Annotated in this window: 11 protein-coding genes, 2 tRNA genes, 4 rRNA genes and 1 pseudogene; 7 read left to right on the top strand and 11 right to left on the bottom strand. The window is 51.9% G+C overall.

Annotated features, from left to right (window positions below; translation table 11 throughout):
* Positions 1–88: 88 nt before the first annotated feature.
* Entirely contained in the window at positions 89–1,315 is a 1,227-nt protein-coding gene (locus KTH07_RS18360; protein ID WP_217310836.1) for a site-specific integrase, read from the bottom strand.
* Positions 1,316–1,681: 366 nt separating this feature from the next.
* Between KTH07_RS18360 and KTH07_RS18365 the strand changes: the two genes are divergently transcribed.
* Both KTH07_RS18365 and KTH07_RS18370 read left to right on the top strand, forming a co-directional pair.
* The gene (locus KTH07_RS18365) at positions 1,682–1,846 is read left to right on the top strand and encodes a DUF2556 family protein (protein ID WP_003860373.1); all 165 of its coding nucleotides are present in this window, start codon (positions 1,682–1,684) and stop codon (positions 1,844–1,846) included.
* Positions 1,847–1,986: 140 nt separating this feature from the next.
* A pseudogene (locus tag KTH07_RS18370) lies at positions 1,987–4,071 on the top strand (putative bifunctional diguanylate cyclase/phosphodiesterase).
* On the opposite strand, the gene envR reads toward KTH07_RS18370, so the two are convergent.
* Positions 4,066–4,713: an acrEF/envCD operon transcriptional regulator gene (envR, locus tag KTH07_RS18375; protein WP_015572025.1), complete on the bottom strand. Its 648-nt coding sequence runs from the start codon at positions 4,711–4,713 to the stop codon at positions 4,066–4,068. The pseudogene KTH07_RS18370 and the gene envR overlap by 6 nt on opposite strands.
* Before the next feature lie 396 nt (positions 4,714–5,109).
* Here envR and KTH07_RS18380 point away from each other — a divergent pair, with 396 nt between their 5' ends.
* The 3 genes from KTH07_RS18380 (at position 5,110) to KTH07_RS18390 (ending at position 9,844) form a co-directional block, all read left to right on the top strand.
* A complete protein-coding gene (locus KTH07_RS18380; protein WP_015572026.1) occupies positions 5,110–6,249 on the top strand; it encodes an efflux RND transporter periplasmic adaptor subunit in 1,140 nt (379 codons plus the stop codon).
* Between the two features lie 11 nt (positions 6,250–6,260).
* Positions 6,261–9,374, top strand: a complete 3,114-nt coding sequence (locus KTH07_RS18385) for an efflux RND transporter permease subunit (RefSeq protein ID WP_017693888.1) — start codon at positions 6,261–6,263, stop codon at positions 9,372–9,374.
* Positions 9,375–9,622: 248 nt separating this feature from the next.
* Positions 9,623–9,844, top strand: coding sequence for a lipoprotein (locus KTH07_RS18390; protein ID WP_003860364.1), 222 nt, complete (start codon positions 9,623–9,625; stop codon positions 9,842–9,844).
* 335 nt (positions 9,845–10,179) lie between these two features.
* Here the strand turns inward: KTH07_RS18390 and rrf (KTH07_RS18395) are convergent.
* From rrf (KTH07_RS18395) to KTH07_RS18420, 6 genes are all read right to left on the bottom strand, one after another.
* Positions 10,180–10,295, bottom strand: a 5S ribosomal RNA gene (gene rrf / locus KTH07_RS18395).
* A 43-nt stretch (positions 10,296–10,338) separates the two neighbouring features.
* A tRNA-Thr gene (locus KTH07_RS18400) sits at positions 10,339–10,414 on the bottom strand.
* 14 nt (positions 10,415–10,428) lie between these two features.
* A 5S ribosomal RNA gene (gene rrf / locus KTH07_RS18405) occupies positions 10,429–10,544 on the bottom strand.
* 71 nt (positions 10,545–10,615) lie between these two features.
* Positions 10,616–13,518 (bottom strand): 23S ribosomal RNA (locus tag KTH07_RS18410).
* Positions 13,519–13,700: 182 nt separating this feature from the next.
* Positions 13,701–13,776: transfer RNA gene (locus KTH07_RS18415), tRNA-Glu, on the bottom strand.
* 84 nt (positions 13,777–13,860) lie between these two features.
* Positions 13,861–15,399 (bottom strand): 16S ribosomal RNA (locus tag KTH07_RS18420).
* The 16S, 23S and 5S rRNA genes sit together here with 2 tRNA genes alongside, the layout of an rRNA operon.
* A 485-nt stretch (positions 15,400–15,884) precedes the next feature.
* Between KTH07_RS18420 and KTH07_RS18425 the strand changes: the two genes are divergently transcribed.
* Positions 15,885–16,838, top strand: a complete 954-nt coding sequence (locus tag KTH07_RS18425; protein WP_032620763.1) for a nickel/cobalt transporter — start codon at positions 15,885–15,887, stop codon at positions 16,836–16,838.
* 33 nt (positions 16,839–16,871) lie between these two features.
* On the opposite strand, the gene proP is transcribed toward KTH07_RS18425, so the two are convergent.
* On the bottom strand, positions 16,872–18,374 hold the full coding sequence (gene proP / locus KTH07_RS18430) for a glycine betaine/L-proline transporter ProP (RefSeq protein WP_015570231.1): 1,503 nt from the start codon (positions 18,372–18,374) through the stop codon (positions 16,872–16,874).
* Between the two features lie 646 nt (positions 18,375–19,020).
* On the opposite strand from proP, the gene kdgT reads away from it, so the two are divergent.
* Complete coding sequence (gene kdgT / locus KTH07_RS18435; RefSeq protein WP_017382657.1) at positions 19,021–20,013, top strand: 2-keto-3-deoxygluconate transporter; 993 nt, start codon at positions 19,021–19,023, stop codon at positions 20,011–20,013.
* A 32-nt stretch (positions 20,014–20,045) separates the two neighbouring features.
* Here kdgT and KTH07_RS18440 read toward each other — a convergent pair whose 3' ends face one another.
* Together KTH07_RS18440 and crfC are read right to left on the bottom strand one after the other, a co-directional pair.
* The gene (locus KTH07_RS18440) at positions 20,046–20,924 is read right to left on the bottom strand and encodes a diguanylate cyclase regulator RdcB family protein (RefSeq protein ID WP_015570229.1); all 879 of its coding nucleotides are present in this window, start codon (positions 20,922–20,924) and stop codon (positions 20,046–20,048) included.
* Positions 20,921–23,275, bottom strand: a complete 2,355-nt coding sequence (crfC, locus tag KTH07_RS18445) for a clamp-binding protein CrfC (protein WP_015570228.1) — start codon at positions 23,273–23,275, stop codon at positions 20,921–20,923. Before crfC ends, KTH07_RS18440 begins: the two co-directional genes overlap by 4 nt.
* Positions 23,276–23,744: the final 469 nt, after the last annotated feature.

Genomic DNA, 23,744 nt, shown 5'->3' on the forward strand with positions numbered 1-23,744 from the left:
GTCACCCTCAACGCCCCTAATAACTTGCGAGCCAGGCGGGTAGGGTTTCCCGCTTTTCGGTTGGCCGACCTAGACCCGCAATATCAGTTTAATCTCTATTCGCTACAGGTAACAGAACCACATTTTGATGATTACCCGCAAGAAGTTCTAAGCGGTCATACCACTTGTTCAGCGCGTCCAGCTTCTCCGGCAAGTACAGACTACGGTTATAAATTGCCATAACTCCCGGCATTGAGTGGCCCAGCAACTGTTCAACAACGTGCGGAGCGATACCCATATTATTCATATGCGTTGCAAGCGTTCGCCGTAGATCATGCAATGTCCACGGTTCAGAATGCCCCAGTTTTTTATAAACGCTACGGCCCCACTGGCTAACCGCCTCGCTATTCTTCACAACTCCGAGAAGGTAGCCGGATGATTTTGTTTCATCGTGGAGAATTTCAATAAATGAACGCATCGCTTCTGGAACTGGCCGCACAATCTTTTCACCGCCTTTACTATGCGCTTTCGGAACCGTCCATACCCATGCCTCCATATCCCATTCGGCCCACTCGGATAATCTGGCCTCCTGGGTGCGGCAACCAAACAAAGTGGTGATCCTGAGCAAGTTTGTGTAGTAAGGCAGAAAAACATCGCCGGAAGATATAGCAGCCCACAATCCCCCAACCTCTTTATCTTTCAATACCCGATCTTTTTTCGCCTGCTTTTTACCAACATCGGGAATACTCAAATCTTCAAGGGCGGTACTGACGGCGTAACGGCGAACGCGGCAGAATTTCAGAGCCTGCTTACACATCTGGAATACATAACCCGCAGCAACTGGCGTCTTCTTTTTCATTCTGTCAAAGCAGTCAAGCCAGTATCGGGTTTCGCAGTCAGCGAGCGCCATTTTCCCAATGTAAGGGTAAATATGTTTGCGTAGCTCCGCTTTATGCCGCTCAACGTTCGCACGGTTTTCTTCCGCATATTCGCGTATCCAGTATTCGATAGCTTCCTGCACCGTGACTGGTTTAAGCGTTTCCTGAGTAGTGAGCGCCAACTGGTGCTTTGGGTCTTTACCAGAGGCCAACCACTGACGACATTTATCACGCGAAGAACGGGCCTCTCTGAGACTCATATCAGGGTAGCGCCCCAGAGTCAGCCGATGCAGCTTCTGCCCGTCGAGTCGGTAAGTAAACACCCAGCTAATGCCACCAGCTTTCGTTACCTTAGCGCTCAACCCGGCACCATCAGCATAAAACTCAATCTTACTGGCCGGGATGCCATGTAATCCCTTTAACTTCCTGTCGCTCAGTTTGTTAAGTTCGCCAGCCATAGACCACCACCCAGCCCAAAGTGTTTATACAAATGTTTATACAGAATTGCTTGCATAATAGCATAAACAACAAAAAGCACTGGAACAATATACAGCCATAATTTCATATAACTAATTGATTTTAAATAAAATATAAAAACCACCTCAAAGCATGAAAACAGCTAATCTGACAGTACGGCATGAACTAATTTCGATTAGCTAACTGCTTGTTTAAAAAGGCGCTCTTCGGCATGGGGAAGCGCCTTTTTTATCGTCCGGCCGGGCAACCGTCAACGCTTTGTAAACCTTCTCTTTCCCCACTTTTCAATGCCCGCTTTTCGTGTATATTTCCACCAACTTACAGGCTCTCTTTTCGCGGAATGACACATGATTCGTAAATACTGGTGGCTGGTCGTTTTTGCTGTCTCTGTTTTCATTTTCGATGCGCTGCTGATGCAGTGGATTGAACTGATGAGCACCGAAACCGATAAATGTCGCAATATGAATTCCGTGAACCCGCTTAAACTGGTCAACTGCTCAGAGCTGGACTAACCGCTTCCATCCTGTAAACCCCCTGTTATCACTCCATAAAAACAGGGATTTAAATCACTTTTCGTCATTTCCTGACGATGATAATGTCTGTGCCCTTTCCAACCGCTCTTGCTTAACGTCTCACAACGAGTGAACAGACCATGCTGGTTAGCCAATACAACCAAATCCTCGTAGTCATCTCCTTTGTTGTTGCCATTCTTGCCGCCTATACCGCGCTGAATATGGCTGCGCGCGTTGCCGGAAGCCAGGGCGTCGCTGCACGCGTCTGGCTGGCAGGTGGCGGTGTTTCGATGGGGATTGGCGTGTGGGCGATGCATTTCATCGGTATGCTGGCGATGGATCTTTCCATGAGCATGAGTTACAACGCGGTCCTGACCGTGCTTTCGATGGTTATCGCCATCAGCTCGTCAATGTTTGCCCTGTGGCTCGTTAGCGGCGAGCAGCTACGTTTGCGCCGGCTGCTGCCTGGCGCCGTCGTGATGGGAACGGGCATTGTTGCCATGCACTACACTGGTATGGCAGCCCTGGAGGTCACACCGGGTATTGTCTGGGATAAAAAGTGGGTGGCTATCTCCGTGGTCATTGCCCTTGCCGCTTCACTGGCCGCTCTTTGGCTGACGTTCCGTTTACGTCAGGAAGCCGCACGAATGGCGTTGATGCGGCTGGGGGCGGCGATCACCATGGGCATCGCTATCGCTGGCATGCATTACGCCGGCATGGAAGCAGCACAATTTCCAATGTCGACGATGGTCCACCATCATGGCATTAACGGGAGCTGGCTGGCGATACTGGTTAGCGTGGTCGCGCTCGCTATTCTGGGGATTACGCTGCTGGTGTCGATGTTCGATGCCCGCCTTCAGGCTCGTACCTCGCTGCTGGCCTCATCACTGGCAGAAGCTAATCGTGAACTCGCACAGCTGGCGTTACATGATACGCTGACGCGATTACCCAATCGTATTCTGCTTGAGGATCGCCTCGATCAGGCCATCAGCAAGGCCGATCGCGAAGGAAGCCCTTTCGCGCTGATGTTTATGGATCTCGACGGCTTTAAAACCGTCAACGATGCCTATGGTCATGATGTCGGTGACAAGCTTCTGGTTGCGGTGACTCAGCGTTTGCTGTTGCAGTTGAAAGGTCAGTATACGCTGGCGCGTATCGGTGGGGATGAATTCGTCCTGCTGGCCGAAACCGCCACTCCGGATGATGCTGCCTCACTGGCAAATTCACTGGTGCGCGTCATTGATAGCCCGTTCCATCTCGATCCTTATGAACTGATGGTCACCCTGAGCATTGGCATTGCGCTCTATCCACACGATGGCAAAACCGATCGTGAACTGATGTTTAACGCTGATGCTGCGATGTACCACACGAAACATATGGGTCGCAACGGCTATCACTTCTTCCAGCCGTCAATGAATACGCTGGCACAGACGCATCTACAGCTGATGAATGATCTGTGGCAGGCCATCGACCGTAATGAGTTACGCCTGCTTTATCAACCTAAATTTCACGCCCCTGCCGGGCCAGTCCTCGGATTCGAAGCGCTGTTACGCTGGCAGCATCCCAAACAGGGGTTACTCCCACCCGATCTTTTTCTACCGCTGGCAGAGAAAACGGGGCTGATTATTCCGATTGGAAACTGGGTAATCGACGAGGCCTGCCGCCAGCTGCGTGAATGGCATCTTCAGGGCCACACGGACTGGTCAATGGCGGTGAATCTTTCTACATTGCAGTTCGAACAGCCGTCGCTGGTTAAAACAGTTCTCGATTGTCTGACGCGCCATAGCGTACCACCCGGCATGTTGATCCTGGAGGTGACCGAAACCACGGCAATGAACAATCCGGACGAAAGCGTTCGTGTCCTGACAGCGCTGACGGATGCGGGAGTAAAAGCCTCGATAGACGATTTTGGCACCGGTTACTCAAGCCTTCTGTATCTTAAGCGACTTCCCGCCTGCGAGTTGAAAATCGATCGTGCTTTTGTGAAAGAGTTAAGTGGTGAGAGCGAAGATGCGACGATTGTCTCGGCGATTGTCGCCCTGGCAAAAACGCTGAATCTGAAGGTCGTGGCGGAAGGGGTCGAAACCGCAGCGCAGCAAACCTTTCTGACAGAACTGGGATGCAATACGCTATAGGGTTACCTGCTGGGCAAACCGATTACCGCGCAAGCTATTATGGAACAGTGCCAGCACGGGGAGATGTCGCCACCCCGGACGCGGTCATGAGGCTGTATCGTAAACCACTGGTGCCACTCGGGTGATATTTAGTGTCGCCAGAATATTATCCACCAGCGCCGGTGCTTGTTTGTACAGATTAAAATTGTTGCTATCCATTAACCAGTTTTTAATGACACCGCTAAAAAAGGCGTGGAAAACAATCAGCGCCAGTTCAATATTGGTTTGCGAAGAGATAACGTTACGAGCAATGCATCGCTTTAGCGTCTTGCGAAGATAATCATCGTTTAAACCGATCCGCTTGCGTATTTCACATTCTGAAATCACATCGTCATGAAATTCACACTTATGATACAAAATTTGTAAAAGCGCATATTGCCGCGGCTCGCTCGCAATATATTGCAGTGCGACAATAAATTGTTCACGAAGCATTAACAAAGGGTCGTCATTTTCGGAAAGTATTAACCTGTCACGAATCATCTCACGCATCGGCAATTGCTGATCCCATATTGCATTAAATATTTCCGCTTTACTCGAGAAATGCCAGTAAACCGCCCCGCGAGTGAGTTGAGCAGCATCGGCGATGTCGGTAAGCGTGGTGCTGGACACGCCACGCGTCGCGAATAGCCCGATAGCGGCTTCAATCAGCTGCTGGCGGGTCTTTTGAGCCTCTTCTTTCTTTTTGCGCGCCATAACCTGCTACTCATTACTCATAAGATTGATACGTTATCAAAGGATATTGCCGTGGTCGTGTAGTCAAAGTATTAACCAAAATCCGTGTTAATTTTGCACAAAAAAAGTCAATTCATTTAATTTATAATTCACGTGAATAAATCGAACACATAAAATTCATAAAATATATAAATAGCATTCACCGAAAACATTTCGTTGATTATCCTGACAGAAAAAGAATACCGAATGCACTGTGTCAGATTCCGATTTTTACTTTTAAAAGCTCCATCAGCACTTATAAATTAAAAAACATTAAACACCCTCATTATTATACGCGGCTACATTTCTATTTTTTGCCTCACACCCTTTCACCGATTCATGGCAAATATCGGCTCAAGGGTAGTTTAAGGAACAGTAATGACGAATCACTTCAGATGCTTACCCTTATCCGGTTTCATTGTCTGTGCCGCGCTGCTCACCGGGTGCGATGGGCAAGAAAACCCACAGCAGCATGCGCAAGCTCCTCAGGTCAGTGTTCATATTGTTAAAAGCGCGCCACTGGCCGTAACGACAGAATTGCCCGGCAGAACTGACGCGTATCGTGTTGCGGAGGTTCGTCCTCAGGTAAGTGGTATCATTCTGCACCGTAATTTTACCGAAGGCAGCGACGTTAAAGCGGGTGAATCCCTTTATCAAATCGATCCGGCCACCTATCAGGCAGCCTACGACAATGCGAAAGGTGAACTGGTAAAAGCACAGGCGGCGGCGAATATCGCCCATCTGACGGTGAAACGTTACGTTCCGCTGGTTGGTACGCAATATGTGAGCAAGCAGGAGTACGATCAGGCGGTGGCAACTGCCCAGCAGGCGGATGCGAGCGTGGTTGCCGCGAAGGCTGGCGTTGAAAGCGCGCGGATCAACCTGGCCTATACGAAAGTCACATCCCCAATCAACGGGCGTATAGGTAAATCCAGCGTCACCGAAGGGGCGTTAGTCACTAATGGCCAGGCAACTGCACTGGCGACGGTTCAGCAACTCGATCCCATTTATGTCGATGTGACGCAATCCAGCAGCGATTTTATGCGCCTGAAGCAGCAGACGAGCCTGCAAAAGGGAGACACCAGCAGCGTCGAGTTGCTGATGGAAAATGGCCAGCCTTATCCGCTGAAAGGGACGCTCCAGTTCTCTGATGTCACGGTAGATGAAAGTACCGGCTCAATCACCCTTCGCGCCCTCTTCCCTAACCCACAGCATATGCTGTTACCGGGTATGTTTGTCCGTGCGCGCATCGATGAAGGTACGCAACCTGATGCCATTCTGGTTCCTCAGCAGGGGGTAACCCGTACACCACGCGGAGATGCCACCGTGCTTGTGGTAAATGAGAAAAACCAGGTGGAATCACGCACTGTCGTTGCACCGCAGGCGATTGGCGATCGCTGGCTGATCACGGAAGGCCTCAAAAACGGCGACCGCGTCATTATCAGCGGCCTGCAAAAAGTTCGCCCTGGCGTCACCGTCGTGGCTATTCCTGATACCGCAGCGACTCCAGCCAGTTAAGGAATAACGACATGGCTAATTTCTTTATTCAACGGCCTGTTTTCGCCTGGGTACTCGCCATCATTCTGATGATTGCGGGCGGGCTGGCCATTTTAAAACTACCGGTCGCGCAATATCCGACCATTGCGCCGCCGGCGGTTGCGGTGACAGCAACCTACCCGGGCGCTGATGCCCAGACGGTACAGGACACCGTCACTCAGGTTATCGAACAGAACATGAACGGTATCGATAATTTGATGTACATGTCGTCCACCAGTGATTCCGCTGGTAACGTCACCATCACCCTGACGTTCGAGTCGGGTACGGATCCTGATATTGCGCAGGTGCAGGTTCAGAACAAACTTCAGCTCGCCATGCCGCTGCTGCCACAAGAAGTGCAGCAGCAGGGGATCGGCGTGGAGAAATCCAGCAGCAGCTTCCTGCTGGTTGCAGGCTTTGTGTCGGACAATAAAAACCTCACGCAGGATGATATCTCCGACTATGTCGCTTCTAACGTAAAAGATGCGATCAGCCGTACTTCCGGCGTCGGTGACGTGCAGCTGTTCGGTGCCCAGTATGCAATGCGCATCTGGCTGGACAGCAACGCGATGAACAAATATCAGCTCACGCCGCTGGATATCATTAACCAGCTAAAAACGCAGAACGACCAGATTGCTGCGGGCCAGTTGGGCGGAACACCGTCCGTACCTGGGCAGCAACTGAACGCCTCAATTATTGCTCAAACGCGTCTGAAATCGCCGGAGGAGTTTGGTCGTGTGACGCTGAAGGTGAACCAGGACGGTTCAATGGTCCACCTGAAAGATGTGGCCCGCATTGAGCTGGGTGGCGAAAACTACAATATGGTCACCAAAATCAATGGCCAGGCAGCAACGGGGCTGGGGATCAAGCTGGCGACTGGCGCAAACGCGCTGGATACCGCTGCCGCCATCAAGAGTAAACTGGCGCAGTTGCAGCCCTTCTTCCCTCAAGGCCTGAAAGTCGTGTATCCGTACGACACTACACCTTTCGTGAAGATCTCAATCCATGAAGTGGTGAAGACACTGTTTGAAGCGATTGTTCTCGTGTTCCTGGTGATGTACTTGTTCCTGCAAAACCTGCGGGCAACGCTTATTCCGACGATCGCCGTGCCCGTGGTGTTACTGGGCACCTTTGCGGTACTGGCTGCGTTCGGGTTCTCCATTAACACCCTGACGATGTTCGGGATGGTATTGGCGATAGGTCTGCTCGTCGATGACGCCATCGTGGTGGTCGAGAACGTAGAACGCGTCATGGTTGAGGACAAGCTGCCGCCAAAAGAGGCGACGCAGAAGTCGATGGAGCAAATCCAGGGCGCTCTGGTGGGCATTGCCATGGTGCTTTCGGCGGTATTTATTCCGATGGCATTCTTTGGTGGTTCAACCGGGGCTATCTATCGTCAGTTCTCGCTGACCATTGTCTCCGCGATGGCCTTGTCGGTACTGGTGGCGTTGATATTAACGCCTGCTCTTTGTGCCACGCTGCTCAAACCGGTTTCCAGCGAACATCATGAAAAGAAAGGTGGTTTCTTCGGCTGGTTTAACGCGCTCTTTGATAAGAGTGTGGAGCACTACAGCAACAGCGTAAGCGGCATTTTACGTAAGACCGGCCGCTATCTGCTGGTTTACGTCATCATCGTCGGCGGCATGGCAGTTCTGTTCCTGCGCCTGCCTTCCTCCTTCCTGCCGGAAGAGGATCAGGGGGTGTTTATGACGATGGTTCAGTTGCCGGCAGGGGCGACGCAAATGCGTACTCAGCAGGTACTCGATCAGGTTCAGGATTATTACCTGACGAAAGAGAAAGCGAACGTTGAATCGGTCTTTACCGTAAACGGTTTTAGCTTTAGCGGACAGGGGCAGAACTCCGGTATCGCTTTCGTCAGCCTGAAGCCATGGGAAGAACGTCCGGGCAAGGAAAACGGCGTTGAGGCGATTGTCAGCCGCGCGACGAAAGCGTTCAGCCAGATCAAAGACGGTCTTGTATTTCCGTTTAACCTGCCTGCCATTATTGAACTGGGTACCGCAACAGGCTTTGACTTTGAACTGATTGACCAGGCAAACCTGGGGCATACGCAGTTAACCCAGGCGCGTAACCAGCTGCTGGGCATGGTGAGAGAACATCCTGACTTACTGGTTCGCGTGCGTCCTAATGGACTGGAAGATACGCCACAGTTCAAGCTGGACGTCGATCAGGAGAAGGCACAGGCGCTGGGTGTGAGCGTGTCTGACGTCAATCAGACGATTTCAACAGCGCTGGGTGGCACCTATGTGAACGACTTTATCGATCACGGACGGGTGAAAAAAGTTTATGTCCAGGCTGATGCTCGCTTCCGTATGCTACCCGGAGACATTAACGGCCTGTATGTGCGTAGCGCTAACGGCGAAATGGTGCCTTTCTCTGCCTTTAGCAGCTCTCACTGGGTGTACGGTTCACCGCGTCTGGAACGTTACAATGGGATGCCATCAATGGAGATCCTCGGTGAGTCTGCCCCTGGCAAAAGTACCGGTGAGGCAATGGCGTTGATGGAAAGCCTTGCGTCAAAACTGCCTTCCGGCATCGGCTACGACTGGACGGGGATGTCTTATCAGGAACGACTTTCCGGGAATCAGGCTCCGGCGCTGTACGCCATCTCACTGATTGTGGTGTTCCTGTGTCTGGCGGCCCTCTATGAAAGTTGGTCAATTCCCTTCTCGGTCATGCTGGTTGTGCCGCTGGGGGTGATCGGCGCGCTTCTGGCTGCATCAATGCGAGGGCTGAACAATGACGTTTACTTCCAGGTTGGTCTGCTTACGACAATTGGTTTATCAGCCAAGAACGCCATACTGATCGTTGAGTTCGCCAAGGATCTCATGGATAAAGAAGGCAAAGGGATTATCGAAGCCACGCTTGAAGCCTCGCGTATGCGTCTGCGTCCTATCCTGATGACTTCCCTGGCATTCATCCTTGGTGTTATGCCTCTGGTCATCAGCAGCGGTGCAGGTAGTGGGGCACAAAATGCGGTCGGGACGGGCGTGATGGGCGGGATGCTGTCAGCCACCCTGTTGGCCATTTTCTTTGTTCCTGTTTTCTTTGTGGTTGTCCGGAGACGGTTTACAAAGCACAAGGATTAATGAAAACCATAAAGGCACCTCTGGTGCCTTTTTTATTTCCTGAAAACAATGTAAAAACACTTCCCCTCTTCACATTTCCTCCATTAATAATCAGTGCCCGCGCTTTTTTCTTCATAATTTTTACAATCCACACAAATTGAGATTATTCCCCGTGCTGCATGGTATTAGTGCGGTGGTAAAATAATCATCAGTTCGTTAATTGCTGTATCGGCTCTTTAGCGAATAAGCGATCATATTGAGGTAACATCATGAAAAGATTCCTTTCCGTTGCACTTCTCGCTGCGCTGCTTGCTGGTTGCGCGCACGACTCTCCATGTGTACCGGTATACGACGATCAGGGGCGACTGGTTCACACCAATACCTGTATGAAGGGCACTACCCAGGATAACTGGGAAACAGCAGGTGCGATTGCTGGTGGCGCCGCGGCAATCGCTGGCCTGACACTCGGTATTGTCGCCCTGACTAAATAAGGCTTCTAAAAGCGCGGCCATCGCCGCGCTTTTATTTTTCCCTGATATAAGGAACGTATATTCCTCATCACGAATAGCATCAGATATTAATTAAATTCAATACGCTACCTTACTCCCCGCTATACCCCATACCTGTACATAACATTTAATTGATTTAACGCTGCTGCGAGCCAGCATAATGCATTCCACAACTTCAGTTTCAGTAGGGTAAAACGCTTTAATACGTCCGTAAGGTATTAATGGCGACAGCAGGAATATCGAATGAGGGAATTGGTTTGGCTGGAGCGATAACGCAAAAAGGCCATCCTTTCGGATGGCCTTTCTACTTGTTTGATGTCTGGCAGTTCCCTACTCTCACATGGGGAGACCCCACACTACCATCGGCGCTACGGCGTTTCACTTCTGAGTTCGGCATGGGGTCAGGTGGGACCACCGCGCTAAAGCCGCCAGACAAATTCTTTTACTTCTTGCCGAACTTTAACCTAAGTATAAAGTGGTGCTGATACCCAGAGTCGAACTGGGGACCTCACCCTTACCAAGGGTGCGCTCTACCAACTGAGCCATATCAGCACGCTAAATTTGATGCCTGGCAGTTCCCTACTCTCACATGGGGAGACCCCACACTACCATCGGCGCTACGGCGTTTCACTTCTGAGTTCGGCATGGGGTCAGGTGGGACCACCGCGCTAAAGCCGCCAGGCAAATTCTGTTAATCTGTATCAGGCTGAAATTTGATTGTCTGTCTCTTCGCCAAAACACCTTCGGCGTTGTAAGGTTAAGCCTCACGGTTCATTAGTATCGGTTAGCTCAACGCATCGCTGCGCTTACACACCCGACCTATCAACGTCGTCGTCTTCAACGTTCCTTCAGGAGACTCAAGGTCTCAGGGAGAACTCATCTCGGGGCAAGTTTCGTGCTTAGATGCTTTCAGCACTTATCTCTTCCGCATTTAGCTACCGGGCAGTGCCATTGGCATGACAACCCGAACACCAGTGATGCGTCCACTCCGGTCCTCTCGTACTAGGAGCAGCCCCCCTCAATTCTCCAGCGCCCACGGCAGATAGGGACCGAACTGTCTCACGACGTTCTAAACCCAGCTCGCGTACCACTTTAAATGGCGAACAGCCATACCCTTGGGACCTACTTCAGCCCCAGGATGTGATGAGCCGACATCGAGGTGCCAAACACCGCCGTCGATATGAACTCTTGGGCGGTATCAGCCTGTTATCCCCGGAGTACCTTTTATCCGTTGAGCGATGGCCCTTCCATTCAGAACCACCGGATCACTATGACCTGCTTTCGCACCTGCTCGCGCCGTCACGCTCGCAGTCAAGCTGGCTTATGCCATTGCACTAACCTCCTGATGTCCGACCAGGATTAGCCAACCTTCGTGCTCCTCCGTTACTCTTTGGGAGGAGACCGCCCCAGTCAAACTACCCACCAGACACTGTCCGCAACCCGGATTACGGGTCTACGTTAGAACACCAGCCATTAAAGGGTGGTATTTCAAGGTTGGCTCCACGCAGACTGGCGTCCACGCTTCAAAGCCTCCCACCTATCCTACACATCAAGGACCAGTGTTCAGTGTCAAGCTATAGTAAAGGTTCACGGGGTCTTTCCGTCTTGCCGCGGGTACACTGCATCTTCACAGCGAGTTCAATTTCACTGAGTCTCGGGTGGAGACAGCCTGGCCATCATTACGCCATTCGTGCAGGTCGGAACTTACCCGACAAGGAATTTCGCTACCTTAGGACCGTTATAGTTACGGCCGCCGTTTACCGGGGCTTCGATCAAGAGCTTCGCGTTGCCGCTAACCCCATCAATTAACCTTCCGGCACCGGGCAGGCGTCACACCGTATACGTCCACTTTCGTGTTTGCACAGTGCTGTGTTTTTAATAAACAGTTGCAGCCAGCTGGTATCTTCGACTGATTTCAGCTCCACCCGCAGGGGCTTCACCTACACATCAGCGTGCCTTCTCCCGAAGTTACGGCACCATTTTGCCTAGTTCCTTCACCCGAGTTCTCTCAAGCGCCTTGGTATTCTCTACCTGACCACCTGTGTCGGTTTGGGGTACGATTTCGTGTTACCTGATGCTTAGAGGCTTTTCCTGGAAGCAGGGCATTTATCACTTCAGCACCGTAGTGCCTCGTCATCACACCTCAGCGTTAAAAGGTACCGGATTTACCTGGAACCTCCGCCTACATGCTTAAACCGGGACAACCGTCGCCCGGCTGACATAGCCTTCTCCGTCCCCCCTTCGCAGTAACACCAAGTACAGGAATATTAACCTGTTTCCCATCGACTACGCCTTTCGGCCTCGCCTTAGGGTCGACTCACCCTGCCCCGATTAACGTTGGACAGGAACCCTTGGTCTTCCGGCGAGCGGGCTTTTCACCCGCTTTATCGTTACTTATGTCAGCATTCGCACTTCTGATACCTCCAGCATGCCTCACAGCACACCTTCAACGGCTTACAGAACGCTCCCCTACCCAACAACACATAGTGTCGCTGCCGCAGCTTCGGTGCATGGTTTAGCCCCGTTACATCTTCCGCGCAGGCCGACTCGACCAGTGAGCTATTACGCTTTCTTTAAATGATGGCTGCTTCTAAGCCAACATCCTGGCTGTCTGTGCCTTCCCACATCGTTTCCCACTTAACCATGACTTTGGGACCTTAGCTGGCGGTCTGGGTTGTTTCCCTCTTCACGACGGACGTTAGCACCCGCCGTGTGTCTCCCGTGATAACATTCTTCGGTATTCGTAGTTTGCATCGGGTTGGTAAGCCGGGATGGCCCCCTAGCCGAAACAGTGCTCTACCCCCGAAGATGAGTTCACGAGGCGCTACCTAAATAGCTTTCGGGGAGAACCAGCTATCTCCCGGTTTGATTGGCCTTTCACCCCCAGCCACAGGTCATCCGCTAATTTTTCAACATTAGTCGGTTCGGTCCTCCAGTTAGTGTTACCCAACCTTCAACCTGCCCATGGCTAGATCACCGGGTTTCGGGTCTATACCCTGCAACTTAACGCCCAGTTAAGACTCGGTTTCCCTTCGGCTCCCCTATACGGTTAACCTTGCTACAGAATATAAGTCGCTGACCCATTATACAAAAGGTACGCAGTCACCCCATAAAGAGGCTCCCACTGCTTGTACGTACACGGTTTCAGGTTCTTTTTCACTCCCCTCGCCGGGGTTCTTTTCGCCTTTCCCTCACGGTACTGGTTCACTATCGGTCAGTCAGGAGTATTTAGCCTTGGAGGATGGTCCCCCCATATTCAGACAGGATACCACGTGTCCCGCCCTACTCTTCGAGTTCACAGCAAGTGTGCTTTCGTGTACGGGACTATCACCCTGTACCGTCGGACTTTCCAGACCGTTCCACTAACACACAAGCTGATTCAGACTCCGGGCTGCTCCCCGTTCGCTCGCCGCTACTGGGGGAATCTCGGTTGATTTCTTTTCCTCGGGGTACTTAGATGTTTCAGTTCCCCCGGTTCGCCTCGTTAACCTATGTATTCAGTTAACGATAGTGCAACGGATTGCACTGGGTTTCCCCATTCGGACATCGCCGGGTCAAAGGTTCATATCACCTCGCCGGCGCTTTTCGCAGATTAGCACGTCCTTCATCGCCTCTGACTGCCAGGGCATCCACCGTGTACGCTTAGTCGCTTAACCTCACAACCCGAAGATGTTTCACTTCTGATTGCGAAAATTTGAGAGACTCGAACACACATGAGCTGTGTGTCGTTTCAATTTTCAGCTTGATCCAGATTTTTAAAGAGCAAATATCTCAAACATGACTCGCAAGTCAGTTTTGAGATATGACGGCAGGTGACTTTCACTCACGAACCAGCAAGTGGCGTCCCCTAGGGGATTCGAACCCCTGTTACCGCCGTGAAAGGGCGGTGTCCTGGGCCTCTAGACGAAGGGGACGTACAGTTTCAATCGCAAGACGCCTTGCTATTTACTTTTCATCAGACAATCTGTGTGGACACTACAAAGGCAGGTTCTTTAAGGTAAGGAGGTGATCCAACCGCAGGTTCCCCTACGGTTACCTTGTTACGACTTCACCCCAGTCATGAATCACAAAGTGGTAAGCGCCCTCCCGAAGGTTAAGCTACCTACTTCTTTGCAACCCACTCCCATGGTGTGACGGGCGGTGTGTACAAGGCCCGGAACGTATTCACCGTGGCATTCTGATCCACGATTACTAGCGATTCCGACTTCATGGAGTCGAGTTGCAGACTCCAATCCGGACTACGACGCACTTTATGAGGTCCGCTTGCTCTCGCGAGGTCGCTTCTCTTTGTATGCGCCATTGTAGCACGTGTGTAGCCCTACTCGTAAGGGCCATGATGACTTGACGTCATCCCCACCTTCCTCCAGTTTATCACTGGCAGTCTCCTTTGAGTTCCCGGCCTAACCGCTGGCAACAAAGGATAAGGGTTGCGCTCGTTGCGGGACTTAACCCAACATTTCACAACACGAGCTGACGACAGCCATGCAGCACCTGTCTCAGAGTTCCCGAAGGCACCAAAGCATCTCTGCTAAGTTCTCTGGATGTCAAGAGTAGGTAAGGTTCTTCGCGTTGCATCGAATTAAACCACATGCTCCACCGCTTGTGCGGGCCCCGTCAATTCATTTGAGTTTTAACCTTGCGGCCGTACTCCCAGGCGGTCGACTTAACGCGTTAGCTCCGGAAGCCACGCCTCAAGGGCACAACCTCCAAGTCGACATCGTTTACGGCGTGGACTACCAGGTATCTAATCCTGTTTGCTCCCCACGCTTTCGCACCTGAGCGTCAGTCTTTGTCCAGGGGGCCGCCTTCGCCACCGGTATTCCTCCAGATCTCTACGCATTTCACCGCTACACCTGGAATTCTACCCCCCTCTACAAGACTCTAGCCTGCCAGTTTCGAATGCAGTTCCCAGGTTGAGCCCGGGGATTTCACATCCGACTTGACAGACCGCCTGCGTGCGCTTTACGCCCAGTAATTCCGATTAACGCTTGCACCCTCCGTATTACCGCGGCTGCTGGCACGGAGTTAGCCGGTGCTTCTTCTGCGGGTAACGTCAATCGACAAGGTTATTAACCTTATCGCCTTCCTCCCCGCTGAAAGTACTTTACAACCCGAAGGCCTTCTTCATACACGCGGCATGGCTGCATCAGGCTTGCGCCCATTGTGCAATATTCCCCACTGCTGCCTCCCGTAGGAGTCTGGACCGTGTCTCAGTTCCAGTGTGGCTGGTCATCCTCTCAGACCAGCTAGGGATCGTCGCCTAGGTGAGCCGTTACCCCACCTACTAGCTAATCCCATCTGGGCACATCCGATGGCAAGAGGCCCGAAGGTCCCCCCTCTTTGGTCTTGCGACATTATGCGGTATTAGCTACCGTTTCCAGTAGTTATCCCCCCTCCATCAGGCAGTTTCCCAGACATTACTCACCCGTCCGCCACTCGTCAGCAAAGCAGCAAGCTGCTTCCTGTTACCGTTCGACTTGCATGTGTTAGGCCTGCCGCCAGCGTTCAATCTGAGCCATGATCAAACTCTTCAATTTAAAAGTTTGATGCTCAATGAATTAAACTTCGTAATGAATTACGTGTTCACTCGTTGAGACTTGGTATTCATTTAGTGTCCGAGGACATTAAGAATCCATGTCACTTTGAGTGCCCACACAGATTGTCTGATAAATTGTTAAAGAGCAGTTGCGACGCGCTTCAGCGCGCTGTCGCGAGGTGGCGTATATTACGCTTTCCTCTTTCAGAGTCAACCCGTTATTTCAGGATTTTTTCTCTTCAGCCGACCGGGTTATCTGTGAAGTGATTCACATCCGCCGTGTCGATGGAGGCGCATTATAGGGAGTTCCCGAGCGACCGCAACAGAAAAGTTGCAAAAAAATGACTGACTGCTGTATTCCCCAGCAAAACCCCGCCTTATACCTTTTTACACACAGACTTATCCACAATCCATTGACGATCCCGGTGTGATCCAGCGATTTGAACACTATACTAGCGGCAAATATTTCTCTCGCGGGCCAACCTCATGACGACACAACGACTTCAACGTGACTGGCGTATCCCAACCGCCGGGCTCGCCGTGCTGGTGTTACTTATGGCAGGTTTTGCACTGCATACGCACTGGAATGCTTTTATTCAGTGGTGCCTCGCCACCCAGATCACCCTGCACCGATATCTGGTGATGTATCTGCTGCAACTTAATAATCATCAGTACAGCGGTGGGCTATGGTTGTTAACCGGTGCGTTTCTTTATGGTGTACTCCATGCCGTTGGACCTGGGCACGGCAAATTTATCGTCACCACGTATCTCACCACCAATAAAGAGAGCCAGCTCGCGGCGCGCGTCGTACCGTTTATCGGTAGCATGATGCAGGGCGTCAGCGCGATCGTCTTTGTCTTTATCCTGGCGGTTGGATTGAACCTCGCGTCAGGAGATATCAGCACCAGCCGTTGGTACGTCGAGAAAATCAGCGCCGTGCTGATTGCCGTCTTCGGTGCGTTTATCATTTATCAGGCGCTCAGCAGCCTGCGTCCGCGCAAAATGGCGATTAGCGCCATCAAGCCGCTTCAACAGCATAATGAACGCTGTGGCTGCTGCCATCACGGCGTAGGGGTGGATCTGACTAAAAGCGACTGGAAAACCCGTCTGGGCGTGGTGCTGGCCATTGGCGCACGCCCGTGCAGCGGGGCAATTATGATCCTGATGTTCTCGAATGCGCTCGGTATTATTAGCTGGGGGATTGCTGCTGTGATGACAATGTCGCTGGGCACGGCGCTGTCGATTATGGGGCTGTCGCTGGCAGTACGTTACGCGCGTGAACGCACAGTAACCTGGTTTGGCGGCGGCACGTCCCTGAACTGGGTAATGCCGATGGTCAAAATTGCCGGAGGGGTTGTTCTGATACTGTTCGCGACGATCCTGTTCCTTACGGTGATCCCCGTCAGCGCCGGCGGCGACTATATTGCCGCAGGATGCTAATAAAAGAAAACCCGCCAGCGGCGGGTTTTTTTATCACTCGTTAATTCGCGGATGCTGATCGACAAGGCGAGAGCGTTTTGTCTGGAGCGCCTCAATCTCTGCGTCAATATCTTCAATCTTCTGCTCTACATTATCGTAGTGCTCACGCAGGATCTCTTTCGCTTCCTGAATATCAGACGCCGCAGGCGTTGCCCCTTTCAACGGACGATTCGCCGTCTCCTTCATGGTAATACCGGTAATCAGGCCGATCACCGCAATGACCATCAGATAGTAAGCAGGCATCATCAGGTTCTGCGTGCTCTCCACCAGTGAAGCAGCAAGCGTCGGCGTCAGGCCCGCAATCAGAACGGAGATATTAAAGGCTGCCGCCAGCGCACTGTAGCGAATATGCGTCGGGAACATTGCCGGCAGCGTAGAAGCCATCACCCCGATGAAGCAGTTGAGGATCACCGCCAGCATCAGCAGACCGGCGAAAATCAGCCCCAGCACATTGCTGTTAATCAGAATAAAGGCCGGGATTGCCAGTGCGAACAGGGCGACGCTGCCGAGAATAATGAATGGCTTACGGCCAAAGCGGTCGCTCAGCAGACCCATAATCGGCTGCACAAACAGCATACCCACCATGATGGCGATAATAATCAGCACACCGTGGTCTTCCGAGTAGTGCAGGTTATGCGACAGGTAGCTCGGCATGTAGGTCAACAGCATGTAATAGGTGACGTTGGTGGAAATCACCAGACCAATACAGGTCAGCAGGCTGCGCCAGTGTTTGGTCGCAATCTCCTTGAACGACACTTTCGGGCCATCCTGTAACCCTTCACGGTCACCCTGCTCCAGCTTTTCAACGTGCTGCTGGAACGCAGGCGTCTCTTCCAGGGCGTGACGCAGATAAAGCCCAATGATGCCCAGCGGCAGCGCCAGGAAGAACGGAATACGCCAGCCCCAGTCAAGGAAGTTCTCTTCACCCACTACGGTTGAGATCAGAACCACAACCCCCGCGCCCATGACAAAACCGGCAATCGAACCAAAGTCCAGCCAGCTGCCCATAAAGCCACGTTTACGGTCCGGAGAATATTCAGCGACAAAAATCGATGCGCCGGTATATTCGCCACCAACGGAGAAGCCCTGCGCCATCTTACAGATCAACAGCAGAATCGGCGCCCATATACCAATAGTTGCATACGACGGAATAAGGCCGATACAGAATGTACTTATCGACATGATGACAATGGTAATAGCCAGGATCTTCTGGCGACCATATTTATCACCCAGCATGCCGAAGAAAAGGCCACCGAGAGGACGAATCAGGAAGGGAACGGAGAACGTACCCAGCGCAGCAATCATCTGCAAGCTGGGATCGGCACCAGGGAAGAACACTTTACCAAGTGCATAGGCCACAAAGCCGTAAACACCAAAATCGAACCACTCCATCGCATTACCGAGCGAGGCCGCTGTAATCGCTTTGCGCAGTTTCGCGTCATCAATAATGGTGACATCGCGCAGCGTGATGGGTTTTACTTTTTTCCTTCTAAGCATAGCTTTCCTCGTAGACTCAGCCCCGTCCGTTTCACAGCGCATTTTGCAAGCTGTGAACCAGAGACCCGCTCCATGCGAATCTCCTTATTCAAGCGTAGCAGGTTTACTTACATTGACGTTTTACCTCAATACAACCGAACCTGTTGACGCCTGTCTGGGCAGTTAAAGACCTTTTTACCCTACCAGCGTTTATATATGTGATCAACTTCACACATATTTTTCCTGTTCGTAAGTTGCCTTCAGCTTTTGTCAATTCACGATAAATAAGGTCATTCTAAACCCCCTTATCAAACAGATCTTAACGCCCGTTATTATTCTTCCCCAAACAAAATGCAAGCACATTTCTTCACAGCAAATTTACACAAAATTCAATTATTAACAGTGGGCAATCCTGTTTACATTCAATATGTGACGAAGATAACTAAAACATCGTTTTATTTTAGTTGAATCACAATTCCAAAGATCGCATGATAAATCCGAACACGATATCCCAGCAGCTTTCAAATGAAGGAATGCTGAACACCTGAGTTTCGCTCTACAGCATAAATAACGAATCGATTGGTCCCAAAAAAGGCAATCGTTTGAATTTGTTGATCTATTTTTTGAGCTTTCCGCCAGCCATGCGGACGAGATGTGAGGGTTAATGATGAAGATTAAAGCAACAATAGAACGCATCCCGGGCGGGATGATGCTGGTCCCGCTGGTACTTGGCGCGATATTAAATACGCTAGCCCCGAATACCGGTGCTTATTTTGGCGGTTTTACAAAAGGTATGATTACCGGAACGGTACCGATTCTGGCAGTCTGGTTCTTTTGCATCGGCGCATCTATTAACTTGCGTGCAACAGGTACGGTATTACGTAAATCAGGGACGCTGGTCATTACTAAAATTGCGGTCGCCTGGGTTGTTGCGATGATCTGTGCGATGTTCATTCCGGAGAATGGAATTCAGACCGGCTTCTTCGCCGGATTATCTGTTCTGGCCATAGTCTCAGCAATGGATATGACCAACGGCGGTCTCTATGCCAGCCTGATGAATCAATATGGCACCAAAGAAGAATCGGGCGCGTTCGTGCTGATGTCCCTGGAGTCGGGTCCGCTGATGACGATGTTGATTCTGGGTTCTGCCGGCCTTGCCTCTTTTGAACCACACCATTTTGTCGGGGCGATCCTGCCGTTCCTGATTGGTTTTGCGCTGGGCAACCTCGATCACGATCTGCGTGATTTCTTCAGCAAAGCCACCCCGGTACTGATCCCGTTCTTCGGCTTCGCGTTGGGCAATACCATCAACCTGAACGTGATTCTGGAAACCGGCCTGCTGGGCATTGTGCTGGGTGTTGCCGTCATCGTCATCACGGGTATTCCACTGATTATTGCAGACCGCGTCATCGGAGGCGGCAACGGAACCGCGGGCGTGGCCGCCTCTTCGGCCGCAGGCGCTGCGGTAGCCAACCCGGTGATTATCGCCCAGATTAACCCGGCCTTTGAACCCGTGGCCGCTTCCGCCACGGCTCTGGTTGCCGCCAGCGTGATTGTGACGGCAATTCTGGTCCCTGTCATCACGGCACTGTATGCCAGACGCTTTGGGCATGTGCCTGAGTCCCGGACAGAACCTGAAGCGGTAGAAATGCACCACTAACCCTTTCGCCCCCTCCTTAAAAAGAGGGGCAATCACGTACCAAATATCTCTTCCACCATGCCATCCACCAGCCGTTTTGCCGAACAGAGTCTCGGCATTCCCAGCGCGACCGTTTGCCAGCTCTGCGTCACTGACCAGCTCACCGGATGTTTATCCGCCTGACACCAGTCCCCCAGCCAGCCCAGCATATCTTTATAATCAATCAGACCGGGAGAAGCGGGCGTCGTCAGCCACTGATGGTAAAAATGCCGGGTGGTGGGAGAAGCATTAATTCCCTGTGCCAGATAGTTTGCGGCCATGCTGCGCAGATTATCTTTCAGCATGGCCGCCACATCGCTATTCGCCAGACGACAGGCATCGCCAAACGCCCCCCAGCGCAACTCTTCCAGCACGATAAAGCAGCGGCCAGCCAGCGACCAGCCGTCATACTGCCCGGCTCGCCAGCGGGTAAAAATTTGCTCACTGTGCTCACCCGCCTGAACCGTAAGGCCGCGCTGCGCGAGCGCTTTCTCTTTATAGGCGGCACGCTGGTTGAAATGTGAGGAGAGCTCTTCGTACTGTTGCAACAATCCGGGCGGTTGAGGGAGGCGTGGATTCACCTGCTGGCGCAGGGCTACCAGCCTGTCGGACATACGGGTCAGCGCAAGGTGTCCGGGGTCGAGCATACCGGCCAGTTTCTCCGCCAGACCCAGCCGCAGCGCTGCATTTTCGTTGAGCATTCCCGCCATTGCCCACGGCCGCAGCCGGGTCTGCGTAATGATCTCCTGCGTCAAACGCTCACGAAATTGCAGTTGCTGTGGCCCCAGGAGGGAGTGACGTGCAGCGTCCGCCCCCTGGACCAAATCGACCATAAATTTTGGGTGAATACACTCCAGCGTCCGCCCGGGACCGTCCAGTAGCTGTGTTGTCATGGTTGCTCTGCCGCGAATAAGGTTTGAATATCATCGCGTAACAGTCGGGTATCTTCCTGAATCCACGCCGCAGTAGTCATACTTTGCTTCAACAACTGGCTAAGCGCCCGGGTTGAATGTTCATTCTGCTGCCGCACGGCAAGGCTATCACGCAAGCTTTCCTGTAACCCGGTCAGGCACAACGAAAACTCTGCAAAGAACGTTGCCATACCTGCCGTAACAGAGACATCGACCTGCGCGGCCAAAGCTTTACGTATTTGATCGCAAAACTGATCGATATGTTGCGTAAATTTGCCATGAAGCTGAACGATGTCGATGACATAGCGTGTGCGCGTCACGACATACTCTTCCCAGCCCCAGCCGGGATTATTGAGCCAGCGCGAGACGGTATTACGTACGCTGCCTGCCCCGGCTGGCTGACTGGCGGGAGGGGTGTCCTGCACAATGGCATCATTAAATAAGCCGCGCGTATTGAAATTAAGCTGGTTTGCCTGAAACGCCGGGAAGCTAATCCGCGCCCGAAATCCGGCATGACTGAGCTGTTCCTTGATTCGCGTCTCGATAGGGCGCATCGCCTCATTCAACGATCGGGCAAGCGTAGACTCCAGCTGATCGAAGCGTAACGCCAGCTCCCGGCCAATTCTGCTCTGCGCATTCAGCATAATCTGCTCGCATGACGATCGAATCTTGCTCAGGACAATCTGCGCCTGCCCTTCATCGTCAAGCACCAGCTGCTGGATTGCATCCGCGTCGTCTGCACGCAAACTGGATGGCTCGCGCCCTGCTAAATCAAGAATAGACGGGCGGCTAAAAATGTCGCCCAGCGCCTGGTGAAGTTCACCTTTCTGGCGAAGCAGGAATGCATCCGTTGTGTTGAGCGCCTCTTCAACTTCATGCTGGACCTCATCGCTCACCACGCTCTGCCGCTGACGCAGCAACGTCATATCCTCTTCCAGACGCGCAATATTCAGCTCCAGCTCATCAAAAGCGACCGTCAGTCCCTGATGGCGAAAATCCAGGTATTCTCTGGCATTTTGCGCATAGTTCAGCAGCTTATGCGATGCCGACCGCAAAGCGAACAGCGAGGCGTTGGCGTAAGCCGCGTAAATCAGTTTGCGGATGGGCTGTTCGAACAGCGAATCCTCCCACAGCAGATCCGCCGCATGGCGAATATGGTCAATATCGTCCAGGTCGGCCGTTCGCCAGCGGCGGCCCAGCGCGGCCTCGGCAAAATCCTGTACCCAACGCTGATCCTGATGATCGGGAAGGCGCCCATGAACGTTCATCTCATAGCGGGCGCGGTTTGCCAGATAGGCCCACATGGAAGAGACCGGATAAATTTGCCCCGGAGAAATATTTCCTTTCATCAGCGTGCCGGAAATCATCGCCCGCACCTGCTCTTCATCGTCGCTGTTACGATCTTTCTGATCGAATTTGTTGACCAGGGCGTAAAGCGGCACGGATTTGCCGGCAGCCGAAATTGCCTGACGAACCTCCGCATCAGAAATAGATTTAAGCTGTGTATAGTCCATCACCGCCAGCACGGCGGAGGCGCGCGCCAGCTGCTCGCTGAGCATTTTTTGCAGGTGCGGCTGACCGGCCTCGTTCGGCCCCGGCGTGTCGAGCAGCGTCAGTTGCCCCAGGTGCGCATCCAGACCGGCGAGATGCACAAACTCCACCTCAATCACCGGAATATGTTCTATCGCGGCATACTCAGAGAACGGAAACTCCACGCCCAGCGCCTGAGACAGCCGCACCAGATCGTTCAGGCTTTTCAGACAATGAAAGATGGGCTCCGCGCCCAGGTGATGTTTTTCAAACGCCTCACCTCTTTCTATGCGCTCCAGCAGCGTATTCATGTCCTTGTCGATTTCCAGACGCCGCGCCAGCTTGCCGCGATCTTTATCGCACAGTTTTTTCTGCAACTGGGTAATCAGGGTATCGATGGGCGAAACGTGCAAAAAATGCAGTACCGGCTCCTTCTGGCCCGGCGTATGGCGGATCAGCGTGGGAAGTGCCGTCATCGGACGATTGCGGTTCGGCAGCACTTCCGTGCCCACAATCGCATTAATGGTGGTCGATTTTCCCGCTTTCATGGTACCCACAATCGCCAGCACCATTTCGAGGCGGGTTATTTTGCGTAATTCGTTATTCAGCATCGCCTGCTGAGCGTCGACACCCCGTGCGCTAAAATGTAACGGCAAAACGTTGTTATTAACGCCGCTCATCGCAGCGGCTGTGCTATCCAGCTTTGCAATCGGCATAGATTTTAATGAATCAAGATTGTTCAGAGCGAGCTGTAACAATCGTTCAGCTTCCTGGCTTAATTCAAATATGGTCTGTGTGTGCATGATAAAAGCCTTCCCTTAACGCAAATTTATTACTTTTATTAAGCCACGATGTTTTAATTATACTTTTCAGGCTTATATGATCACGTATGGAAAACATGTTCATTTAATACAACTAACTGAAGATAATGAGAATTTAAAAACCACCCTCGTAATACGTGTAAAACATCCCCTGGCCAGAAAGCCAAAAGTGAATAGACAAAACGCATTTTCAGGAAACATCAGGATATATCATCGTTATTTACCCACCAAAAAAGAGAGGTATTCCCTGGCGCCAAAAGATGTATGGCGTCAGAAGAGGATAGATAAATAACGGCTTGTTCCTTCACCTTATCCGAAATGGCACAGCGTAGCAATTTGCTGTAATAAAATATTCGATACATTTTGCATGATTACGATCTCTGCCGTACAGGGATTAAGATTCCCTTAATTCACTGACATTTCGTGTCATCGCTTGCGCATTTATGCGCTA

This window comes from Enterobacter cloacae complex sp. ECL72, from assembly GCF_019056635.1.
In the GTDB taxonomy this organism is placed as follows: domain Bacteria; phylum Pseudomonadota; class Gammaproteobacteria; order Enterobacterales; family Enterobacteriaceae; genus Enterobacter; species Enterobacter hormaechei_C.

Coding starts and splice junctions, on each gene's coding strand:
- crfC (WP_015570228.1), bottom strand. CDS start 23,275: ATGCACACACAGACCATATTTGAATTAAGCCAGGAAGCTGAACGATTG.
- KTH07_RS18425 (WP_032620763.1), top strand. CDS start 15,885: ATGACGACACAACGACTTCAACGTGACTGGCGTATCCCAACCGCCGGG.
- proP (WP_015570231.1), bottom strand. CDS start 18,374: ATGCTTAGAAGGAAAAAAGTAAAACCCATCACGCTGCGCGATGTCACC.
- KTH07_RS18390 (WP_003860364.1), top strand. CDS start 9,623: ATGAAAAGATTCCTTTCCGTTGCACTTCTCGCTGCGCTGCTTGCTGGT.
- KTH07_RS18385 (WP_017693888.1), top strand. CDS start 6,261: ATGGCTAATTTCTTTATTCAACGGCCTGTTTTCGCCTGGGTACTCGCC.
- KTH07_RS18360 (WP_217310836.1), bottom strand. CDS start 1,315: ATGGCTGGCGAACTTAACAAACTGAGCGACAGGAAGTTAAAGGGATTA.
- kdgT (WP_017382657.1), top strand. CDS start 19,021: ATGAAGATTAAAGCAACAATAGAACGCATCCCGGGCGGGATGATGCTG.
- KTH07_RS18380 (WP_015572026.1), top strand. CDS start 5,110: ATGACGAATCACTTCAGATGCTTACCCTTATCCGGTTTCATTGTCTGT.
- KTH07_RS18440 (WP_015570229.1), bottom strand. CDS start 20,924: ATGACAACACAGCTACTGGACGGTCCCGGGCGGACGCTGGAGTGTATT.
- envR (WP_015572025.1), bottom strand. CDS start 4,713: ATGGCGCGCAAAAAGAAAGAAGAGGCTCAAAAGACCCGCCAGCAGCTG.
- KTH07_RS18365 (WP_003860373.1), top strand. CDS start 1,682: ATGATTCGTAAATACTGGTGGCTGGTCGTTTTTGCTGTCTCTGTTTTC.